General features: G+C 65.0%; 13 protein-coding genes. 5 read left to right on the forward strand and 8 right to left on the reverse strand.

What is annotated here, in order from left to right:
- Positions 1–3 precede the first annotated feature (3 nt).
- From JI59_RS12545 to JI59_RS12570, 6 genes are all read right to left on the reverse strand, one after another.
- Complete coding sequence (locus tag JI59_RS12545) at positions 4–930, reverse strand: formylglycine-generating enzyme family protein (protein WP_038577587.1); 927 nt, start codon at positions 928–930, stop codon at positions 4–6.
- Positions 931–1003: 73 nt separating this feature from the next.
- A complete protein-coding gene (locus tag JI59_RS12550; RefSeq protein ID WP_007012352.1) occupies positions 1004–1885 on the reverse strand; it encodes an acyl-CoA thioesterase in 882 nt (293 codons plus the stop codon).
- Positions 1878–2324: a MerR family transcriptional regulator gene (locus JI59_RS12555; protein WP_007012351.1), complete on the reverse strand. Its 447-nt coding sequence runs from the start codon at positions 2322–2324 to the stop codon at positions 1878–1880. Before JI59_RS12555 ends, JI59_RS12550 begins: the two co-directional genes overlap by 8 nt.
- Positions 2321–4027 carry a long-chain-fatty-acid--CoA ligase gene (locus tag JI59_RS12560; RefSeq protein WP_038576119.1) on the reverse strand — a complete coding sequence of 569 codons (1707 nt, stop codon included), beginning with the start codon at positions 4025–4027 and terminating at the stop codon, positions 2321–2323. Before JI59_RS12560 ends, JI59_RS12555 begins: the two co-directional genes overlap by 4 nt.
- Positions 4027–5325 (reverse strand): OmpP1/FadL family transporter, encoded by a 1299-nt coding sequence (locus JI59_RS12565; protein ID WP_038576121.1) that lies wholly within the window; start codon positions 5323–5325, stop codon positions 4027–4029. The genes JI59_RS12560 and JI59_RS12565 overlap by 1 nt, the downstream gene beginning before the upstream one ends.
- A 53-nt stretch (positions 5326–5378) precedes the next feature.
- Positions 5379–5816 (reverse strand): DUF2147 domain-containing protein, encoded by a 438-nt coding sequence (locus tag JI59_RS12570; protein ID WP_013834354.1) that lies wholly within the window; start codon positions 5814–5816, stop codon positions 5379–5381.
- A 191-nt stretch (positions 5817–6007) separates the two neighbouring features.
- Here JI59_RS12570 and JI59_RS12575 point away from each other — a divergent pair, with 191 nt between their 5' ends.
- From JI59_RS12575 to JI59_RS12585, 3 genes are read left to right on the forward strand one after another with little or no spacing between them, the layout of a single operon-like run.
- Positions 6008–7144, forward strand: a complete 1137-nt coding sequence (locus JI59_RS12575) for a thiolase family protein (protein ID WP_038576123.1) — start codon at positions 6008–6010, stop codon at positions 7142–7144.
- The gene (locus tag JI59_RS12580) at positions 7141–9465 is read left to right on the forward strand and encodes a 3-hydroxyacyl-CoA dehydrogenase/enoyl-CoA hydratase family protein (protein WP_007012345.1); all 2325 of its coding nucleotides are present in this window, start codon (positions 7141–7143) and stop codon (positions 9463–9465) included. Before JI59_RS12575 ends, JI59_RS12580 begins: the two co-directional genes overlap by 4 nt.
- Positions 9466–9512: 47 nt before the next feature.
- The gene (locus JI59_RS12585) at positions 9513–11303 is read left to right on the forward strand and encodes an acyl-CoA dehydrogenase C-terminal domain-containing protein (protein WP_007012344.1); all 1791 of its coding nucleotides are present in this window, start codon (positions 9513–9515) and stop codon (positions 11301–11303) included.
- A 57-nt stretch (positions 11304–11360) separates the two neighbouring features.
- Here JI59_RS12585 and JI59_RS12590 read toward each other — a convergent pair whose 3' ends face one another.
- Together JI59_RS12590 and JI59_RS12595 are read right to left on the reverse strand one after the other, a co-directional pair.
- Positions 11361–12707, reverse strand: a complete 1347-nt coding sequence (locus JI59_RS12590) for a TldD/PmbA family protein (protein ID WP_007012343.1) — start codon at positions 12705–12707, stop codon at positions 11361–11363.
- A gap of 139 nt (positions 12708–12846) precedes the next feature.
- A complete protein-coding gene (locus tag JI59_RS12595; protein WP_038576125.1) occupies positions 12847–13197 on the reverse strand; it encodes a hypothetical protein in 351 nt (116 codons plus the stop codon).
- Positions 13198–13457: 260 nt separating this feature from the next.
- On the opposite strand from JI59_RS12595, the gene lptB reads away from it, so the two are divergent.
- A complete protein-coding gene (lptB, locus tag JI59_RS12600) occupies positions 13458–14246 on the forward strand; it encodes an LPS export ABC transporter ATP-binding protein (protein ID WP_007012341.1) in 789 nt (262 codons plus the stop codon).
- A 26-nt stretch (positions 14247–14272) separates the two neighbouring features.
- Positions 14273–15799 (forward strand): RNA polymerase factor sigma-54, encoded by a 1527-nt coding sequence (gene rpoN / locus JI59_RS12605; RefSeq protein ID WP_007012340.1) that lies wholly within the window; start codon positions 14273–14275, stop codon positions 15797–15799.
- The last annotated feature ends 457 nt before the right edge of the window (positions 15800–16256 follow it).

The raw sequence follows: 16256 nt of genomic DNA on the forward strand, positions 1-16256 counted from the left end.
AGGTCAGGCCCTGTCGCGCACCACGCAGCGAAATCCGATATGCGTCGTGGCGCTGTCGATCATTTCGGGGTGGCGCGCGGCGGGGCGGTAGCGCTGGCAATAATTGGCGGCGCACAAGTGCGATCCGCCCTTGAGCACCTTGCGGCCAATCCTGACACCCGGCTGGACCGGATCGTAGCTGTCCTTGAGCTTCGCTCCGCGCGGATTTTCCATCACGCAGCAGGCGCCCGGTTTCTTCTTGGCGACGGTCTGCGGGCGTTCCGACCACCAGTCGGCGGTCCATTCCCAGGTGTTGCCGATCATGTCGTAGAGGCCGTAGCCGTTGGCCGGGAAGGTCCTGACCGGCGAAGTTCTTTCCCATCCATCGAGGCACTGGTTGGCGAAGGGAAACAGGCCCTGCCAGTAATTCGCCATCATCGCGCCGTCCGGGGCCAGTTCGTCGCCCCAGGCGTAGTCCTTGCCCTCAAGGCCGCCACGCGCGGCGAACTCGAATTCGGCCTCGGTCGGCAGTGCCTTGCCGGCCCACTTCGCATAGGCCTCGGCATCGGCATAGGCGATATGGACCACCGGGTGATCCCAGAGATCGTCGAGATTGCTGTCCGGGCCGAGCGGGTGGCACCAGTCGGCCCCGAAGACGAACGACCACCAGTTGGCCGGATTGCTCGTGTCGACCGGCGTCGCGGTCTTGTGGAAGACCAGCGATCCTGCCTTGTCCATGCCCGGCAACATGCCCGGGTAGTCCTTGGGATCGGGGGCGATCTCGGCCACGGTGACATAGCCGGTCGCCTCGACGAAACGCGCAAAGTCACGATTGGTGACGGGGGTCTCGTCAATCCAGAATGGATCGACCTTCACACGCCGAAGCGGCATTTCCTCGGGATAGAAGGTCTCCGATCCCATCGTGAAAGTTCCGCCGGGGATGTGGATCATCCCCGCGACAATGTCTTCTACCGGGCTGCTGGTCTTCTGCATGGTTTCGTGACTAGAGAGATGCACACAGTAATCAAGTCTCGCTCGGCGGCTGGTCGCGGCGGCGGCACAGGCCCTCCTGGGCTACGCTGGCGATCATGTTGCCGGTCCGATCGTAGATGGTTCCGCGCGCGAAGCCCCGGGCGTGGCCGGCCCACGGGCTGTCCATGTGATAGAGCAGCCAGTCGTCGACCGGCGGGGTGCGATGGAACCATACCGCGTGATCAAGGCTGGCGGCCTGCAACTGCGGTGAGAAGAACTTGATGTCCTGCGGGAGGACGGCCGTGGTCAGCAACGCGAAGTCGCTGGCATAGGCCAGGACGATGCGGTGAACTGCAGGGTCGCCGCCGATCGGCCTCGCCAGGCGAAACCACAGGTATTGCGAAGCCAGACCCACGCCATCGACCACGGGTGGGCCGGGCGGTCCCGGCCTGATATCGAAGGCGGCAAGGCGCTCCTGCAGGGCCGGAGGCATGGGGGCGCTCTTCCTGCGCAGGATGTCCATCATCTCGGGCAATTGCTCCGGCGGCAGGACTTCCGGCATCGGCGCGGCGTGGGAGAAACCGTCCTCGGGCCGCTGGAACGATGCCGCGAGGTTGAGGATGGGCTTGCCGCCCTGCATGGCCACGACACGGCGATTGGCGAAAGTGCCGCCGTCGAAATCGCGCAGCACGCGGTAGATGATCGGGCGCTGGGTATCGCCGGGGCGCATGAAGTAGGCATGGAGTGAGTGGGCGTGATGGCCTTTGCGCAAGTCCTTCGCCGCAGCGGCGAGAGCCTGCGCGATCACTTGCCCGCCGAAGACGCGGCCGGGCCTTTCCGCCGCTGCCGCGCCGCGGAACAGGTCCGTGTCGATCTCCTCGACGAGCAGCAGTTCGCGCAGTTCCTCAACGGCAAGAGCCCTCGGATCAGTCATTGGTGCCTTTCTGCTTGTGCTGCGCGCTTGCGCCTTCCAGCCAATCCTTCGACTGCTGCTCGATCAACCGCAGCTCGGTCAAGGTCTGTTCGATCGCCCGCTTCTGGCGGCGCAACTCTGCGATCCGGTCGCTCACCTTGCCGAGAAGGTTGCGGACCTGTTCGACGTGTTTGGGGTCGACGTCGTAGAGATCGAGGAATTCCTTGATCTCGCGGATGCTGAAGCCCAGCCGCTTGCCGCGCAGGATCAGCTGCATGCGCCCGATCTCGCGCTTGCCGTAGATCCGCGTGGTGCCCACGCGCTGGGGCGCGATCAGGCCCTTGTCCTCGTAGAAGCGCAAGGTGCGCATGGTGACGTCGAGATGCTCTGCCGCCTCGTGGATGCCCAGCATGTCAGGCAGCTGCACGTCCGCCTTTTCGCTTGCCCCGCTTTCGCTCATGGTGCGCGCTTCGCGGCTTCTTCGGCCACGAGTTCCTTCTTGGAAAGCTTGCCGACGAGGGTCTTGGGCAGCGATTCCCGGAATTCGATGGCCGAGGGCATCTCGATCTTGTTCAGCCGCGGCTTCAGAAATTCCAGCAATTCTTCCTCGCTCAAGATATCCCCCTTGTGCAATGCGACGAAAGCCTTGGGGGCCTGCCCGCGATAGGCATCGGGAATGCCGATGACGATCGCTTCCGCGACCATCGGATGCTCATAGATGGCATCCTCGATCACGCGCGGATAGACGTTGTAACCCCCACACAGGATCAGGTCCTTGATCCTGTCGACGAGGAACAGATAGCCGTCTGCGTCGAGATAGCCAATGTCTCCTGTCCGCAGGGCGCCGTAAATGAACGTCTTTTCCGATTCTTCGGGCCGGTTCCAGTACCCCTTCATCACCTGGGGGCCGCGCGCGCAGACTTCGCCCTTCTCCCCGGTGCCAAGCACCTTGTGGAGATTGTCGGGATCGCGGATCTCCAGCGCGGTGCCCGGGAAGGCCGGGCCGCAGGAGTTATCCTTGATGACGCCTTCAAGCGGATTGCAGGCGATGATCGGGGATGCTTCGGAGAGGCCGTAGCCTTCGACGACCTTGACCCCGGTGTGCTCCTCGAAACGCTGGCGCACTTCGAGCGGAAGCGGCGCGCCGCCCGAGATGCATACGCGCACGCTGTCGAACTCGCCGTGCAGCTTCACGTGGTTGAGCGCGGTGTAGAGCGTGGGCACCCCGAAGAACTGCGTCGGCCTGGTGCGCCGCGCGGTGGCGAGGAAGGACTTCATCTCGAAGCGCGGCAGGAGGATCATCTCTGCCGCGGTATCGACCGAGTAGTTCAGCACCGTCGTCAGTGCGAAAACGTGGAACAGCGGCAGGACGCCCAGCGTGCGCTCCTGTTCGTCGGGCATGTGGCCGACGTGGGCGATCATCTGGGCGCTGTTGGCGGCGAGATTGGCGTGGCTGAGCATTGCGCCCTTGGGCACGCCGGTGGTGCCGCCGGTATATTGCAGCACGGCCAGGTCGCCGGGATCGCGCTTGACCGGATCGGGGTCGGCATCGCGCGCGATCAGGTCGGCAAAGCGCACGAAGCGCAGGTCGTGCGGCTCATGCGCGATGTCCTTGCGCTTGAGCAGCTGGTAGGCGCGGCGCTTGAAAGTGGGCAGGGCGTCGGCGAAGGGGCACACGATCACGCGTGACAGGCTGCCCTTGCCGACCAACGGCGCGATCTTGGGCAGCGACAGGGCCAGGTCCGAGGCGATCAGCACGCTGGCACCCGAATCCTCGACGAGGTGCTCCATCTCGCGCTCGGTGTAGAGCGGGTTGAAGTTCACCACGACCGCTCCGATGCGCAGGATCGCGAAGTAGCAGATCACGTAGTAGGGCATGTTGGGCAGGCACAGCCCGACCCGCGTACCCGGCTTGACGCCAAGGTCCTGGAGCCCGCGCGCGGCCTTGCGCGCCAGCTCGCCGACTTCGGCGTATGTCCACTTGCGGCCCATGAAATCTATGGCGGGCCACTCACCATGATGCGCGACCGCGTGGTCGAGCAGGTCGGTAAGCAACCGCGGAGCGATCGGCGGCATCTCTTCCGGCAGCTGGGAGGAGGAGGGTTGTGCCGGGCGAGCCTTGTCCCCCAAGTGGGGGCCGCCGATCGTCTCCGCGGCGCTCATCAGAACTTCACCCGCGCGCCGAGGGAAAAGACGAGCGCGGATGCGTCTGTGAGCGTGCCGTTCACCAGGATCGGCGTCTGTGCCGCGGTTCCTGCATAAGCGGCGGTCGTGCGGTCGATCGCGGCATCCTTGAACGAGATGTACGAAGCGGCAGCATCGACGGTGATGGCCTTGCTGACAGCGTAGCTGGTACCGGCCGAGAAGTTCCAGCGGTTGCTGTCCGGCACGCGGGCGTCACGTTCGCCGTCGCGCGTTGGGGTTCCGCCGTACTGGACGCCAGCGCGCACGGTCCACTCGGGATTGACCATATAGTCGATGCCCGCCGCGTAGCTCCAGCTGTTCTTGTAGTCCTCTGGGATCGAGGCGTTGATCGGCGCGCCGAGATCGATGGTGTCGAACTTGCTCCAGCCATAGCGTACGACCTGCGCGTTCAGCGTCAGCCGGTCGGTCGCCTTGTAGCGGACGCTGCCGATTGCCTGCCACGGCGTGCTGAAAGTGGCGCGCGTGGCGATCTCGCCGTTCTGGCCGGCAAGCGGGCCAAGCAGGCCTTCGGTCAGGACCGTGCCCTTGAGCTTGTGCTTGATGCTCGACTTGTAGGAGACGCCAAGCGACAGCGGACCGGTGTGATACTGGGCGCCGACCGACCAGCCCATGTCCCAGCCCTTGCCGGACAGGGTCTGGTGCCCGTCGGGCAGCAGGGCGGATAGGTTGGGCAGGTAATTGCCCAAGGTGGCATCGGCGTGCTCGATGTTGAGCGCGGCGCCAAGGTACAGTTCGGGCGTCACGGCAACGGCCAGCGTCGGCTGGATGTCGAAGGTGCGCAGCTTGGTCTTGTCCGCAGTGTAGCGGGCCCAGCTGTCCTCTGCGTAATTGGTGGTGAAGTTGTAGGGGGCGCTGACGGCGAGGCCCACCGCGACCTTGCCGAAGCCGTAGGCGATCGCGCCGGAAGGCAGCACGCCGTTGTCGATCGGGTTCTTCTCGACCGGGTCGCCGCCGACGGAGGCGGGGGCCGAGGCCGGGCGGACGATCACGGTGCCATTGTCGGAAACCTTGCCGCGCGGAAGGATGGCGCTGGCATGAACCGCGGCTTCACCGCCTTCCATGCCGGCGATCGAGGCCGGGTTCCACCACAGCGAATCGACGCCGGTGTCGGCGGCCTCACCGGAAAAGGCACGGCCCTGGCCGCGTACGGACTGTTCCTGAAGGTAGAATGCCTGGGCGTGGGCCGATCCTGCGACGGCCATGGCAAAGAAGGATACCGCGCTGGAAAGGAATACGCGGCCGGACGTCAACTTCATTCGAAACTCTCCCGAATTCAATTTCTTGTATTGTCTGGTAACGCCCGGACGCATCAGTTGATCCGCGTCCAGGTCTGGGTCTTGCACAAGGGCCAGACGATGCAGCCCTTGAGCTTGAGGGTGTCTGCGCCGGCCGGTGTGATCGTGGCCTTGTAGGTGCCGCCGTCTTCCGGGTTGTAGATCGTGCCGCCGGTCCACTTGGCCGCGTCGCGATCGAAGCCGCCCAGGATCTGCAGGCCCTTGAGGCGGCGATTGCGCTTGGCCTCGTCCTTGTTGTTCTCGTCCCGCATCTCCGGATTGCGCCGGATGTTGTCGGATTCGAGGAGCGTCCCGCAGATCGAGGTTCCGCAACGCGCGATCTCGACGACGCCGTGCTTCGACGGTGTGCGCCACATTCCCAGTACCGAGTCCGGCGATGCGGCGGATGCCGTGACCGGAACTGCAGCAATGGCGGCAACAAATGCCACTGCCGCATGTTTCGTGATTCTCATGTGCGACCTTTCCATCTCTCTCCCGAAGCCCGGATTCGCGCCGCTTGCTGGCAGACGTCTTCGATCCGGGGCCGGGTATGGACTCGAGATAACCGAAAATTTGCTTGACGTATAGGGAAAGAATCGCACCTTAAGGGAAGATGTTTCGAACGGTCCGGATTCTTGAGGCCCGTCCGCCATGGAGAGAATGCATGCAAAGCGTCGTGATTGCGGGTTTCGCCCGTTCCCCGTTTCACCTGGCCAACAAGGGCGCGCTTGCCCGGGTCCGGCCTGACGACCTTGCCGCGCAAGTGATTCGCGGGTTGATCGACAAGACCGGGGTCGAACCGTCCGACGTCGAGGACCTGATTGTCGGCTGCGCCTTCCCCGAAGGCGAACAGGGCCTCAACGTGGCCCGCCTGATCGGCCTGCTGGCCGACCTGCCGATCTCGGTGGGCGGGATGACGGTGAACCGATTCTGCGGCTCGTCGATGAGCGCGATCCACATCGCCATGGGCCAGATTGCCGTGGGCGCGGGTGAAGTCTTCATCTGCGCAGGCGTCGAATCGATGAGCCGGGTGCCGATGATGGGCTTCAACCCCATGCCCAACCGTGCCCTTGCCGAAAAGAGCGCCGCCTACATGTCGATGGGCGAGACGGCTGAGAACGTCGCCGCAAAGTACCAGATCGGCCGCGATGCGCAGGAAGCCCTGGCCGTCGAAAGCCAGAAGCGGGCGGCCGCGGCGCGCGAGGCCGGCAAGTTCGCCGACGAGATCGTACCGATCACGACCAAGGGCGGCACTGTGAGCGAGGACGGCACGATCCGTCCCGGTACCACGGCCGAGGACCTTGCCGGGCTCAAGCCTGCCTTCGATGCCAAGGGTTCGGTCACTGCCGGTACATCCTCTCCGCTGACTGACGGCGCCAGCGCGGTGCTGGTCTGCACCGAGGAATATGCCCGCAAGCACGATCTGCCGATTCTCGCCCGTATCAAGTCGGTGGCGATCTCCGGTTGCGCGCCCGAAACGATGGGGCTCGGGCCGATCCTCTCCAGCAGGAAGGCGATGGAGCGCGCAGGCATCACGGCGGGCGACCTCGACGTGGTCGAGCTTAACGAGGCCTTCGCCTCGCAGGCGATCGCCTGCATGACCGACCTCGGCCTCGATGCCGCCAGGACCAACATCGACGGCGGCGCCATCGCCATCGGGCACCCGCTCGGCGCAACCGGCGCGCGCATCGTCGGCAAGGCCGCGGCGCTGCTGAAGCGCGAAGGCGGCAAGTATGCGCTGGCCACGCAGTGCATCGGCGGCGGGCAGGGCATCGCCACGATCCTGGAGTCGGCGCAATGAACGATATCATCCGGAAAGTCTGCGTCATCGGCGCCGGTACCATGGGTGCCGGAATCGCCGCCCAGGTCGCCAATGCCGGCGTGCCGGTCGTCCTGCTCGACATCGTCCCCAAGGACGGCGAGAACCGCAACGCCATCGCCGAAGGCGCGGTGGCGCGCATGCTTAAGACCGAGCCGGCGCCCTTCATGTCGAAGGCTGCGGCCAAGCTGGTCGAGACCGGCAACATCGAGGACCATCTCGACAAGGTCGCCGAATGCGACTGGGTGATCGAGGCGGTGATCGAGCGGCTCGACATCAAGCAGGGCCTCTATGCCAAGCTGGAAGCGGTCAAGCGCGAGGGTACGGCGGTCTCGTCGAACACGTCGACCATCCCGCTCGCCCATCTCGTCGAAGGGCGCTCGGACGGCTTCAAGCGCGATTTCCTGATCACCCACTTCTTCAATCCGCCGCGCTACATGCGCCTGCTGGAAATCGTTACCGGTCCCGCGACCGATGCGGCCGTGGCGGACAAGGTGGAGCGCTTCGCCGATGTCGCGATGGGCAAGACGGTGGTCCATGCCAAGGACACGCCGGGCTTCATCGCCAATCGCATCGGCACGTACTGGATCCAGCTAGGCCTCAATGCCGCTTTCGACATGGGGCTCACCGTCGAGCAGGCCGACGCGATCGCCGGCAAGCCGATGGGCGTGCCCAAGACCGGCATTTTCGGTCTGGTCGATCTCGTGGGCATCGACCTGATGCCGCACTTGCAGGCGAGCCTGACTTCCACGCTGCCCAAGGACGATCCCTATCAGGAGATCGCGCGCAGCCATCCGCTTATCGAGAAATTGATTTCCGAGGGATTCACCGGCCGCAAGGGCAAGGGCGGTTTCTACCGCCTCAATAGGGACATGGGTCGCCGCAAGGAGGCTCTTGACCTTGCGACCGGTGAATACCGCGAGAAGACCAGCGCCCGCGGCCCTTCGGGTCGCGCAGCCAAGGGGGACCTGCGGGCGCTGGTCGAAACCAGGGGCGCGGTGGGCGAATATGCCTGGGCGATCCTGGGCGGGACGCTGGCTTATGCCGCCGCCCTGGTGCCGTCTGCCGCCGCCGATGTCGTGGCCGTCGATGATGCCATGAAGCTGGGCTACAACTGGAAGTCCGGGCCGTTCGAAATGATCGACACGCTGGGCGCGCAGTATCTTGCCGAAAGGCTCGAGGCTGAAGGCAAGCCCGTTCCCGAGATCCTCAGGCTGGCAGGAGAGCGCACCTTCTATCGCATCGAGGACGGCAAGCGCCAGTTCCTTGGCCTTGACGGCGAGTATCACGATGTCGTGCGCCCCGAAGGCGTGCTGCGTCTCGCGGACATCAAGCTGGCCTCCGGGCCGCTGCTCAAGAACGGCTCGGCGGCCCTGTGGGATGTCGGCGACGGAGTGGCCTGCCTCGAATTCACCGGCAAGATGAATGCGCTCGACGGCGACGTGATGAAGCTGATCGTCGAGGCGATCCCGCTCGTTTCCGCCAGGTTCAAGGCGCTTGTCGTCTATAACGACGCCGACAGCTTCTCGGCTGGCGCCAACCTCGGGCTTGCCCTCTTCGCGATCAATATCGCCGCCTATGGCGAGGTCGAGAAGCTCGTGGCCGGCGGGCAGATGGCCTACAAGGGCCTCAAGTACGCGCCCTTCCCGGTGGTGGGAGCACCTGCCGGTCTGGCCGTGGGCGGCGGGTGCGAGATCCTGCTGCACTGCGATGCGATCCAGGCCCATGCCGAACTCTACACCGGCCTCGTCGAATGCGGTGTCGGCCTGATCCCCGGCTGGGGCGGCAATGGCGAGATGATCGACCGCGCGCGCAAGGCGCCCATGATGCCCAAGGGGCCGATGCCCGCCGTCGCCAAGGTGTTCGAGACGGTCTCGACCGCGACTGTTTCCAAGTCTGCGGCGCAGGCGAAGGAAATGCTGTTCCTGCGGCCGGATGACGGCATCACCATGAACCGCGACCGCCTGCTTCACGATGCCAAGCAGAAGGCGCTTTCGCTGGTGGAAGGCTACGCTCCCCCCGAAGCGCCCGAGTTCAGGTTGCCGGGCGAGGGCGGGCACGTCGCGCTCAACATGGCGGCGCAAGGCTTCCACAAGCGCGGAATGGCGACCGATTACGACATGGTCGTTTCCGATGCCCTGGCCACCGTGCTGACCGGAGGAGAGGCCGACCTCGTCGATACGGTGAGCGAGCAGGAACTGCTCAAGCTGGAGCGCGAGACCTTCATGCGGCTGGTTCGCGAACCGCGCTCGATCGCTCGGGTCGAGCATATGCTTGAAACCGGCAAGCCGCTGCGCAACTGATGCGATGACAAGGGCGCGCGCAGTCGCGCCTGCGAGGAGAGTGAGAAATGCAAGTCTACGAGGCACCCTTGCGCGACATGAAGTTCGTGCTGCACGAGCTTCATGAGGACGACGGCTTCGGTAATCTCGAGGCGCTTGAAGAATTTACGCCCGATCTCGTCGATGCCGTGCTGGAAGAAGCGGCCAAGGTGGCGCAGGAGGTCCTGCTCCCGCTCAACCGCAGCGGTGACGTCGAGGGCTGTACCCTGGAGAACGGCGTGGTGCGCACGCCGCAGGGCTTCAAGGAAGCCTATGAGCTGTTCCGCGAGGGCGGCTGGTGCGCGCTGGCGTCCGATCCCGAATGGGGCGGGCAGGGCCTGCCCGAATCGGTCAACAAGATGACCGAGGAAATGATCTGCTCGGCCAACCTGTCGTTCAGCCTCTATCCCGGCCTGACCCACGGCGGCACGACCGCGATCGAGGTCTATGCCAGCGATGAACTCAAGCAGTTCTACCTGCCGAAGCTGGTTTCGGGCACCTGGTCGGGCACGATGTGCCTCACCGAATCGCATTGCGGCACCGATCTGGGCATGCTGCGCACCAAGGCGGTTCCGCAGGATGACGGCAGCTACAAGCTGACCGGCGGCAAGATCTTCATTTCCGCCGGCGAACATGACCTGACCGAGAACATCATCCACCTCGTCCTCGCGCGGCTTCCCGATGCACCCAAGGGCGTGAAGGGCATCAGCCTGTTCCTGGTGCCCAAGTATCTGCCCAAGGACGACGGCACGCCGGGCCCCTCGAACGGGGTCTCGGTCGCGGCCATCGAGCACAAGATGGGCCTCAAGGCCTCGGCCACCTGCCAGCTCAATTTCGAGGAATCGACCGGCTGGCTGGTCGGCAAGCCCAACAAGGGGCTCGAGGCGATGTTCACGATGATGAACACCGAGCGCGTCTCGGTGGGCGTGCAGGGGCTGGGCGTGGGCGAGGCAGCCTACCAGTCTGCGGTGTGGTACGCGAAGGACCGCCTGCAGGGCCGTTCGCTGTCCGGCGTGAAGAACCCGGATGGACCGGCTGACCCGATCATCGTTCACCCCGATGTGCGCCGCATGCTGATGACGATGCGCGCCAACAACGAAGGCTGCCGTGCCATTTCGGCATGGGTGAGCCGCGCGCTCGATGCCGAAAAGCACGCCACCGATCCGGAAGTGAAGCAGCGCGCCGAGGATTTCGTCGCCCTGATGACGCCCGTGGTGAAGGCGCTTTTCACCGACCTCGGTTTCGAGAGCGCGAACCTTGCGGTGCAGGTCTATGGCGGCCACGGCTACATCGCCGAAAGCGGCGTGGAGCAGTACGCGCGCGATGCGCGCATCGCCATGATCTACGAAGGTACCAACGGCATTCAGGCGCTCGACCTCGTGGGCCGCAAGCTGCCTGCCCACATGGGCCGATACTTGCGCGCGTTCTTCCACCCGGTCTCGCAGTTCATCGAAGCGAACAAGGATGACGAGACCTTCGGCAAGATGATCGAGGCTCTGGAAAAGGCCTTTGGCGCGCTTCAGCTGTCAACGGCGACGATCGCGCAGAAGGGGATGAAGGACCCCGAGGAAGGCGCTGCTGCCGCGACCGATTACCTGCGCCTGACCGGCCTTGTCGCCATGGCCTACTGCTTTGCCAAGTCGGCCATGATCGCCCAGCGCAGGCTTGGCGAAGGCACCGACGAGGCGGCGTTCTACAAGTCCAAGCTGGCGACCGCGCAGTTCTTCTTCGACCGTATCCTGCCCCAGGCGACGGCGGCATTCCTGGCGATCAAGGCGGGCAAGGCATCGATGATGGCGCTCGAGGCCGAAGCGTTCTGATCGGGCGTCCGGTGCCGCGCTCCGCAGTCGAGAGCGCGGCGCCGGACCGCTCGTCCATCAGTTTCCGGCGATGGTCATGCCGTCGACGCGCAGCGTCGGCACGTTGATCGCGCGGTACCATTCAAGGTCGCTGGCCGGGGTCATCTGCGCAAACATCTTGAGCAGGTTCCCGGCGATGGTGAATTCGGCCACCGGCCCGGCCAGTTCGCCGTTGACGATCCGGAAGCCCGAAGCGCCGCGGCTGTAATCGCCGGTCACTCCGTTCACGCCCTGCCCGATCAGCTCGGTCACGTAGATGCCGTCGGCGATGTCCGCCATCAGTTCGGCGGGTGAGAGCGGACCGGGTTCGAGGTGGATATTGCCCACCGAGATTCCAGGTGCGCCGCCGCCGCCGCGCGAGGCGTGGCCGGTCGGCTCCAGGCCGAGCTGGCGGGCCGCCGCGCAGTCGAGCAGCCAACCGGTGATCTTCCCGTCTTCCACGAGATTGCGCGCACGGGTCGCCAGTCCTTCGCCGTCGAAGGGCCGGGCGCGCAGGCCGCGCGGCCGGTGCGGGTCTTCGGCGATCACGGTTCCCGGCGCGAAGATCTGTTCGCCGAGCCGGTCGAGCAGGAAGCTGGAACGGCGGGCGATTGCGCTGCCCGACATGGCGCCGATGAGATGGCCGACCAGCGTGCCCGAGACGCGCGGATCGAACAGGACCGGCATCGGGCCGCTCTTCACCTTGCCGGGCTCGAGACGGGCGACCGCGCGGGTTCCGGCCAGTTCGCCGATTTCGCGCGCGCCGGGCAGGTCGGCCACGTGATGCGTCTGGCGCCAGGCGCTGTCGCGCTGCTTGCCCGCGCCTTCGCCGGCGACAACCGAAGCGCTGGTGGAATGGCTGGATGCGCCATAGGCTCCGGCGAAACCGTGGCTGGTCGCCAGCGCGAAGATGCCGAAGCCGGCACTGGCCGATGCGCCGTCGGAATTGGTCACGCCCTGCACCGCCCGGGCCGCGTCCTCGGCTTCCTCGGCGCGTTCGCGCAGGGCTTGCGGGCTGGGCTCGGTGGGATCGATCAGGTCGAGTTCGGGGAAGGGGCCATGGGTGAGCAGTTCCTCTGGCGCCAGGCCGGCATAGGCGTCTTCCGGTGCGGCGCGGGCCATGGCGATCGCGCGCGCGGCCAGCTCGTCCAGCGCGAGGTCCGACAAGTCGGAAGAACCGATACTGGCCGAACGGGTGCCGCTGAACACGCGCAGCGAGATGTGCTCGCTTTCCGAACGCTCGACATCCTCGAGCTTGCCGAGGCGGATCTGGATCCCTTCCGAGGAACTGGCGCCATACACGGCATCGGCGGCATCGGCGCCAGCGCGGCGCGCGCGCGCAACCAGGTCCTGCGCGCGTTCCCTGGCCTGTTCCGGATTGAGCATTGGACTTCGCAACTCCCTTGGACCGCGCGAAAGCCGGTTCGCGCTCAGGGCAGCCCTAGTCGCCGCGCGGGCCGAGGGCAAATGCGAGATGCACGAAGAGCTGGTTGTCCGGGGGACGAAACCCCGATTGCCGCCGCCTTCAGGCGAAGATCAGGGCGAGGCCCTTGAGCAGTCCGGTCAGTGCGAAAGGAAGTCCGATGGCGATAGCCCAGAGTACCAGACGGTCACGTCGGTAATAGGGGGCCATGCCCGGATCGTGGGCCTGTTCGTCGGTCAGGCGGTTCCAGCGCGCCTCGAAGCGGCGGCAGGCCGGGATGATGGCAATGACGAGGATGATCAGTGCGAGGTAGGGCAGCAGCGAACTGCCGTGCGACTTGAGGGCGCCGATCGTCACGAAAATCTGCAAGGCGGTATAGACCAGCAGGGCGTAGGCGATGTGGTCGCTCATCTTCTTGCGCCAGTCCACCAGGTGCACGGCGGACGGTGTCATGATGGCCCTATGTCTTGTGGTCTTAACCATCCGGCAGCACTTCCCCTTCAATCCCACTCAGAATAGATCATCAAATTGCGGGAAGATCAAGTTTGACGAAATTTCCGACAAGCTCTGGCGAGGCGGACGGGCGGCGGCCCGAAGCCAATCGGTAAACAGCGCCGGGTTATCAGGCACATGCACGAAACCTGCTAATCTGGGCCTCGAAGGCAAAATGCCGACTTGCCGTTGCCCGGTCGCGTGCGTTAACGCGGTAACCAATGACGGAAACGACCGAACTTTCGCAGGATCAGAGCTCCAGTGCGGCGGCGGCAGCAGTTGCCGAACGCGGCGGGCTCGAAGTCATCTCCATCGCCAAGAGCTACGACAAGCGTGCGGTCCTTACCGACATCTCGCTTTCGGTGGCGAAAGGCGAAGTGCTGGGCCTGCTCGGCCCCAATGGCGCGGGCAAGACCACCTGCTTTTATTCGATCATGGGGCTGGTGCGTCCGGATTCGGGCCGCATCCTGATGGACGGCGTCGACGTCACCCGCCTGCCGATGTACCGCCGCGCGATTCTCGGCCTGGGCTACCTGCCGCAGGAAACCTCGATCTTCCGGGGCATGACGGTGGAGCAGAACATCAGCGCCGTGCTGGAACTCAACGAGCCGGACAGGGCCGTGCGCGACGAGGAACTGGAGCGCCTGCTCGACGAATTCGGCCTGACCCGCCTGCGGTCGAGCCCGGCCATGGCGCTCTCGGGCGGCGAGCGCCGTCGCTGCGAAATTGCCCGGGCCCTGGCTGCGAAGCCGTCGATCATGCTGCTGGACGAGCCTTTCGCAGGCATCGACCCGCTTTCGATCGCGGACATCCGCGATCTCGTAAGGGACCTCAAGACGCGCGGGATCGGCGTTCTCATCACCGACCACAACGTGCGCGAAACGCTCGACATCGTCGATCGCGCCTGCATCATCTACGGCGGGCAGGTGCTCTTCGCGGGCAGCCCCGAAGCGCTGGTGGCCGACGAGAATGTGCGCAGGCTCTATCTCGGCGAGGGTTTCACGCTGTGAGGCCTGACGTCCAGGGATACTGACGCATGGCGCTGGGGCCCCGGCTAGACCTGAGGCAAAGCCAGTCGCTGGTCATGACGCCGCAGCTCCAGCAGGCGATCAAGCTGCTGGCGCTGTCCAATCTCGAAGTCGAAACCTTCATTGGCGAGGCGCTCGACGCCAATCCCCTGCTCGATGTCGGTGCGGAACCGGCACCTCCTCCGGTCGAAGCCGTGGAAATGCCCGAGGAAGCCCGGCGCACGACGCTTGAAGGTTCTCCGGTCGACCAGTTGATCGGCGAAGGCCGGGCAAGCGACGACCGGCCGCTCGACATCGACGCCGGATCGCTGGACCGGGACCGCGATACCGGTGACGGCGAACTGGCAGGCAATTCGACCAGCGGCACTGCCGACAACTGGGCCAGCGAATTCCGCATGGCCGGCGGCGAGGCCGGGCCCGGTATCGAGGACCATGCCGGGGGTGCAGCGTCGCTTGCCGAGCACCTGCAGGCGCAAGTGGGGTCCGAGGCGTTCAATCCCGTCGAGGCGGGCATCGCGCGCTACATCATCGGCCTGCTCGACGATGCCGGTTATCTCCATGCCGGCCTTGCCGAACTGGCAGCCGATCTCGGTGTGTCCGAGGATGCGGTCGAGGATGCGCTGCTCCTCGTCCAGTCGCTTGATCCTACTGGTGTAGGTGCTCGCTCACTGTCGGAGTGCATCGCCCTGCAGGCGCGCGAGGCGGACCGCTACGATCCGTGCATGGCGCGCCTGATCGATAATCTCGACCTTGTCGCCAAGGGGGAACTGGCTCGCCTCAAGCGCATGTGCGGCGTGGACGACGAGGATTTCGCCGACATGCTGGCCGAACTGCGCAGCTACGACCCCAAGCCGGGCGCGCGTTTCGGCGGGGAGGCAAGCGGGGCCGTCACGCCCGACATCCTCGTGACTCCGCGCAGCGACGGCGGCTGGGACATCGCGCTCAACCAGGCGACGCTGCCGCGCCTGATCGTCAATCGCGGCTATTACGTCGAGCTCAAGGGCACTTGCGAGGACAAGACCTCGCGAGCGTGGCTTTCCGAAAAGCTCGCCGATGCCAACTGGCTGATCAAGGCGCTCGACCAGCGGCAGAAGACGATCCTCAAGGTGGCGAGCGAACTGGTGAAGCAGCAGGACGGCTTCTTCCGGCACGGCGTCTCCCAGCTCAAGCCGCTGACCCTGCGCGCGGTGGCCGAAGCGATCGGCATGCATGAATCGACCGTCAGCCGCGTGACTTCGAACAAGTTCCTCAACTGTCCGCGCGGAACTTACGAGTTGAAGTATTTCTTCAGCTCGGGCGTCAGCGGCGCGGGCGGCGAGGGTGCGGCCTCGGCAGAGGCCGTGAAGGCCGCAATCAGGCAGTTGATCGACGCCGAGGATCCCAAGGCGATCCTGTCCGACGATGCCTTGGTCGAGCTGCTCAACGGCAAGGGTTTTGCGCTGGCGAGACGCACGGTCGCAAAGTACCGGGAGGCGATCGGGCTGGGAAGTTCAGTTCAGCGCCGACGTCAGAAGGCTCTTGCTGCAGCGCGGTAAGTAATGAGCAAGATGATATTGAGTATCTTCTGCATGTTGCTTGTCTAGGTTAGTAAAAAATTATACGCAAATTCCCATAGCGTGGTAAACTCATCGTCTATCAGCTGTGCCGGGCATGCGGAAGGTGGGAGCAGCCTGGCCACTGGAAGAAGGCGCTGACCATGTCCTGTATTGATCCCAAGCCGGGAGCAGATCGGTTGACAAAGGGCGGCGCCGTGGCCGCGCTCGCCCGGCACGGTGCATGGGCCAGCGGCGATGCGCGGCACGCTTTCTTCGGTTGGCTGTTGGCGCAGCGACCGCAGGCACTTTCGGTATCGGACAATAACAAGAGCTGTAGGGTAGCACCTGTCGAGGCACGAGTTGACAGGTCAATCCTGGGGGCGCCCTGAAAAGGGTGGCTCCGCCGGGGCGACATGTTCCGCACTCAGGTCGCTCCGGCACAGGTTGTCAGGGAGGA

It is taken from the genome of Novosphingobium pentaromativorans US6-1 (assembly GCF_000767465.1).
GTDB classification, from domain to species: domain Bacteria; phylum Pseudomonadota; class Alphaproteobacteria; order Sphingomonadales; family Sphingomonadaceae; genus Novosphingobium; species Novosphingobium pentaromativorans.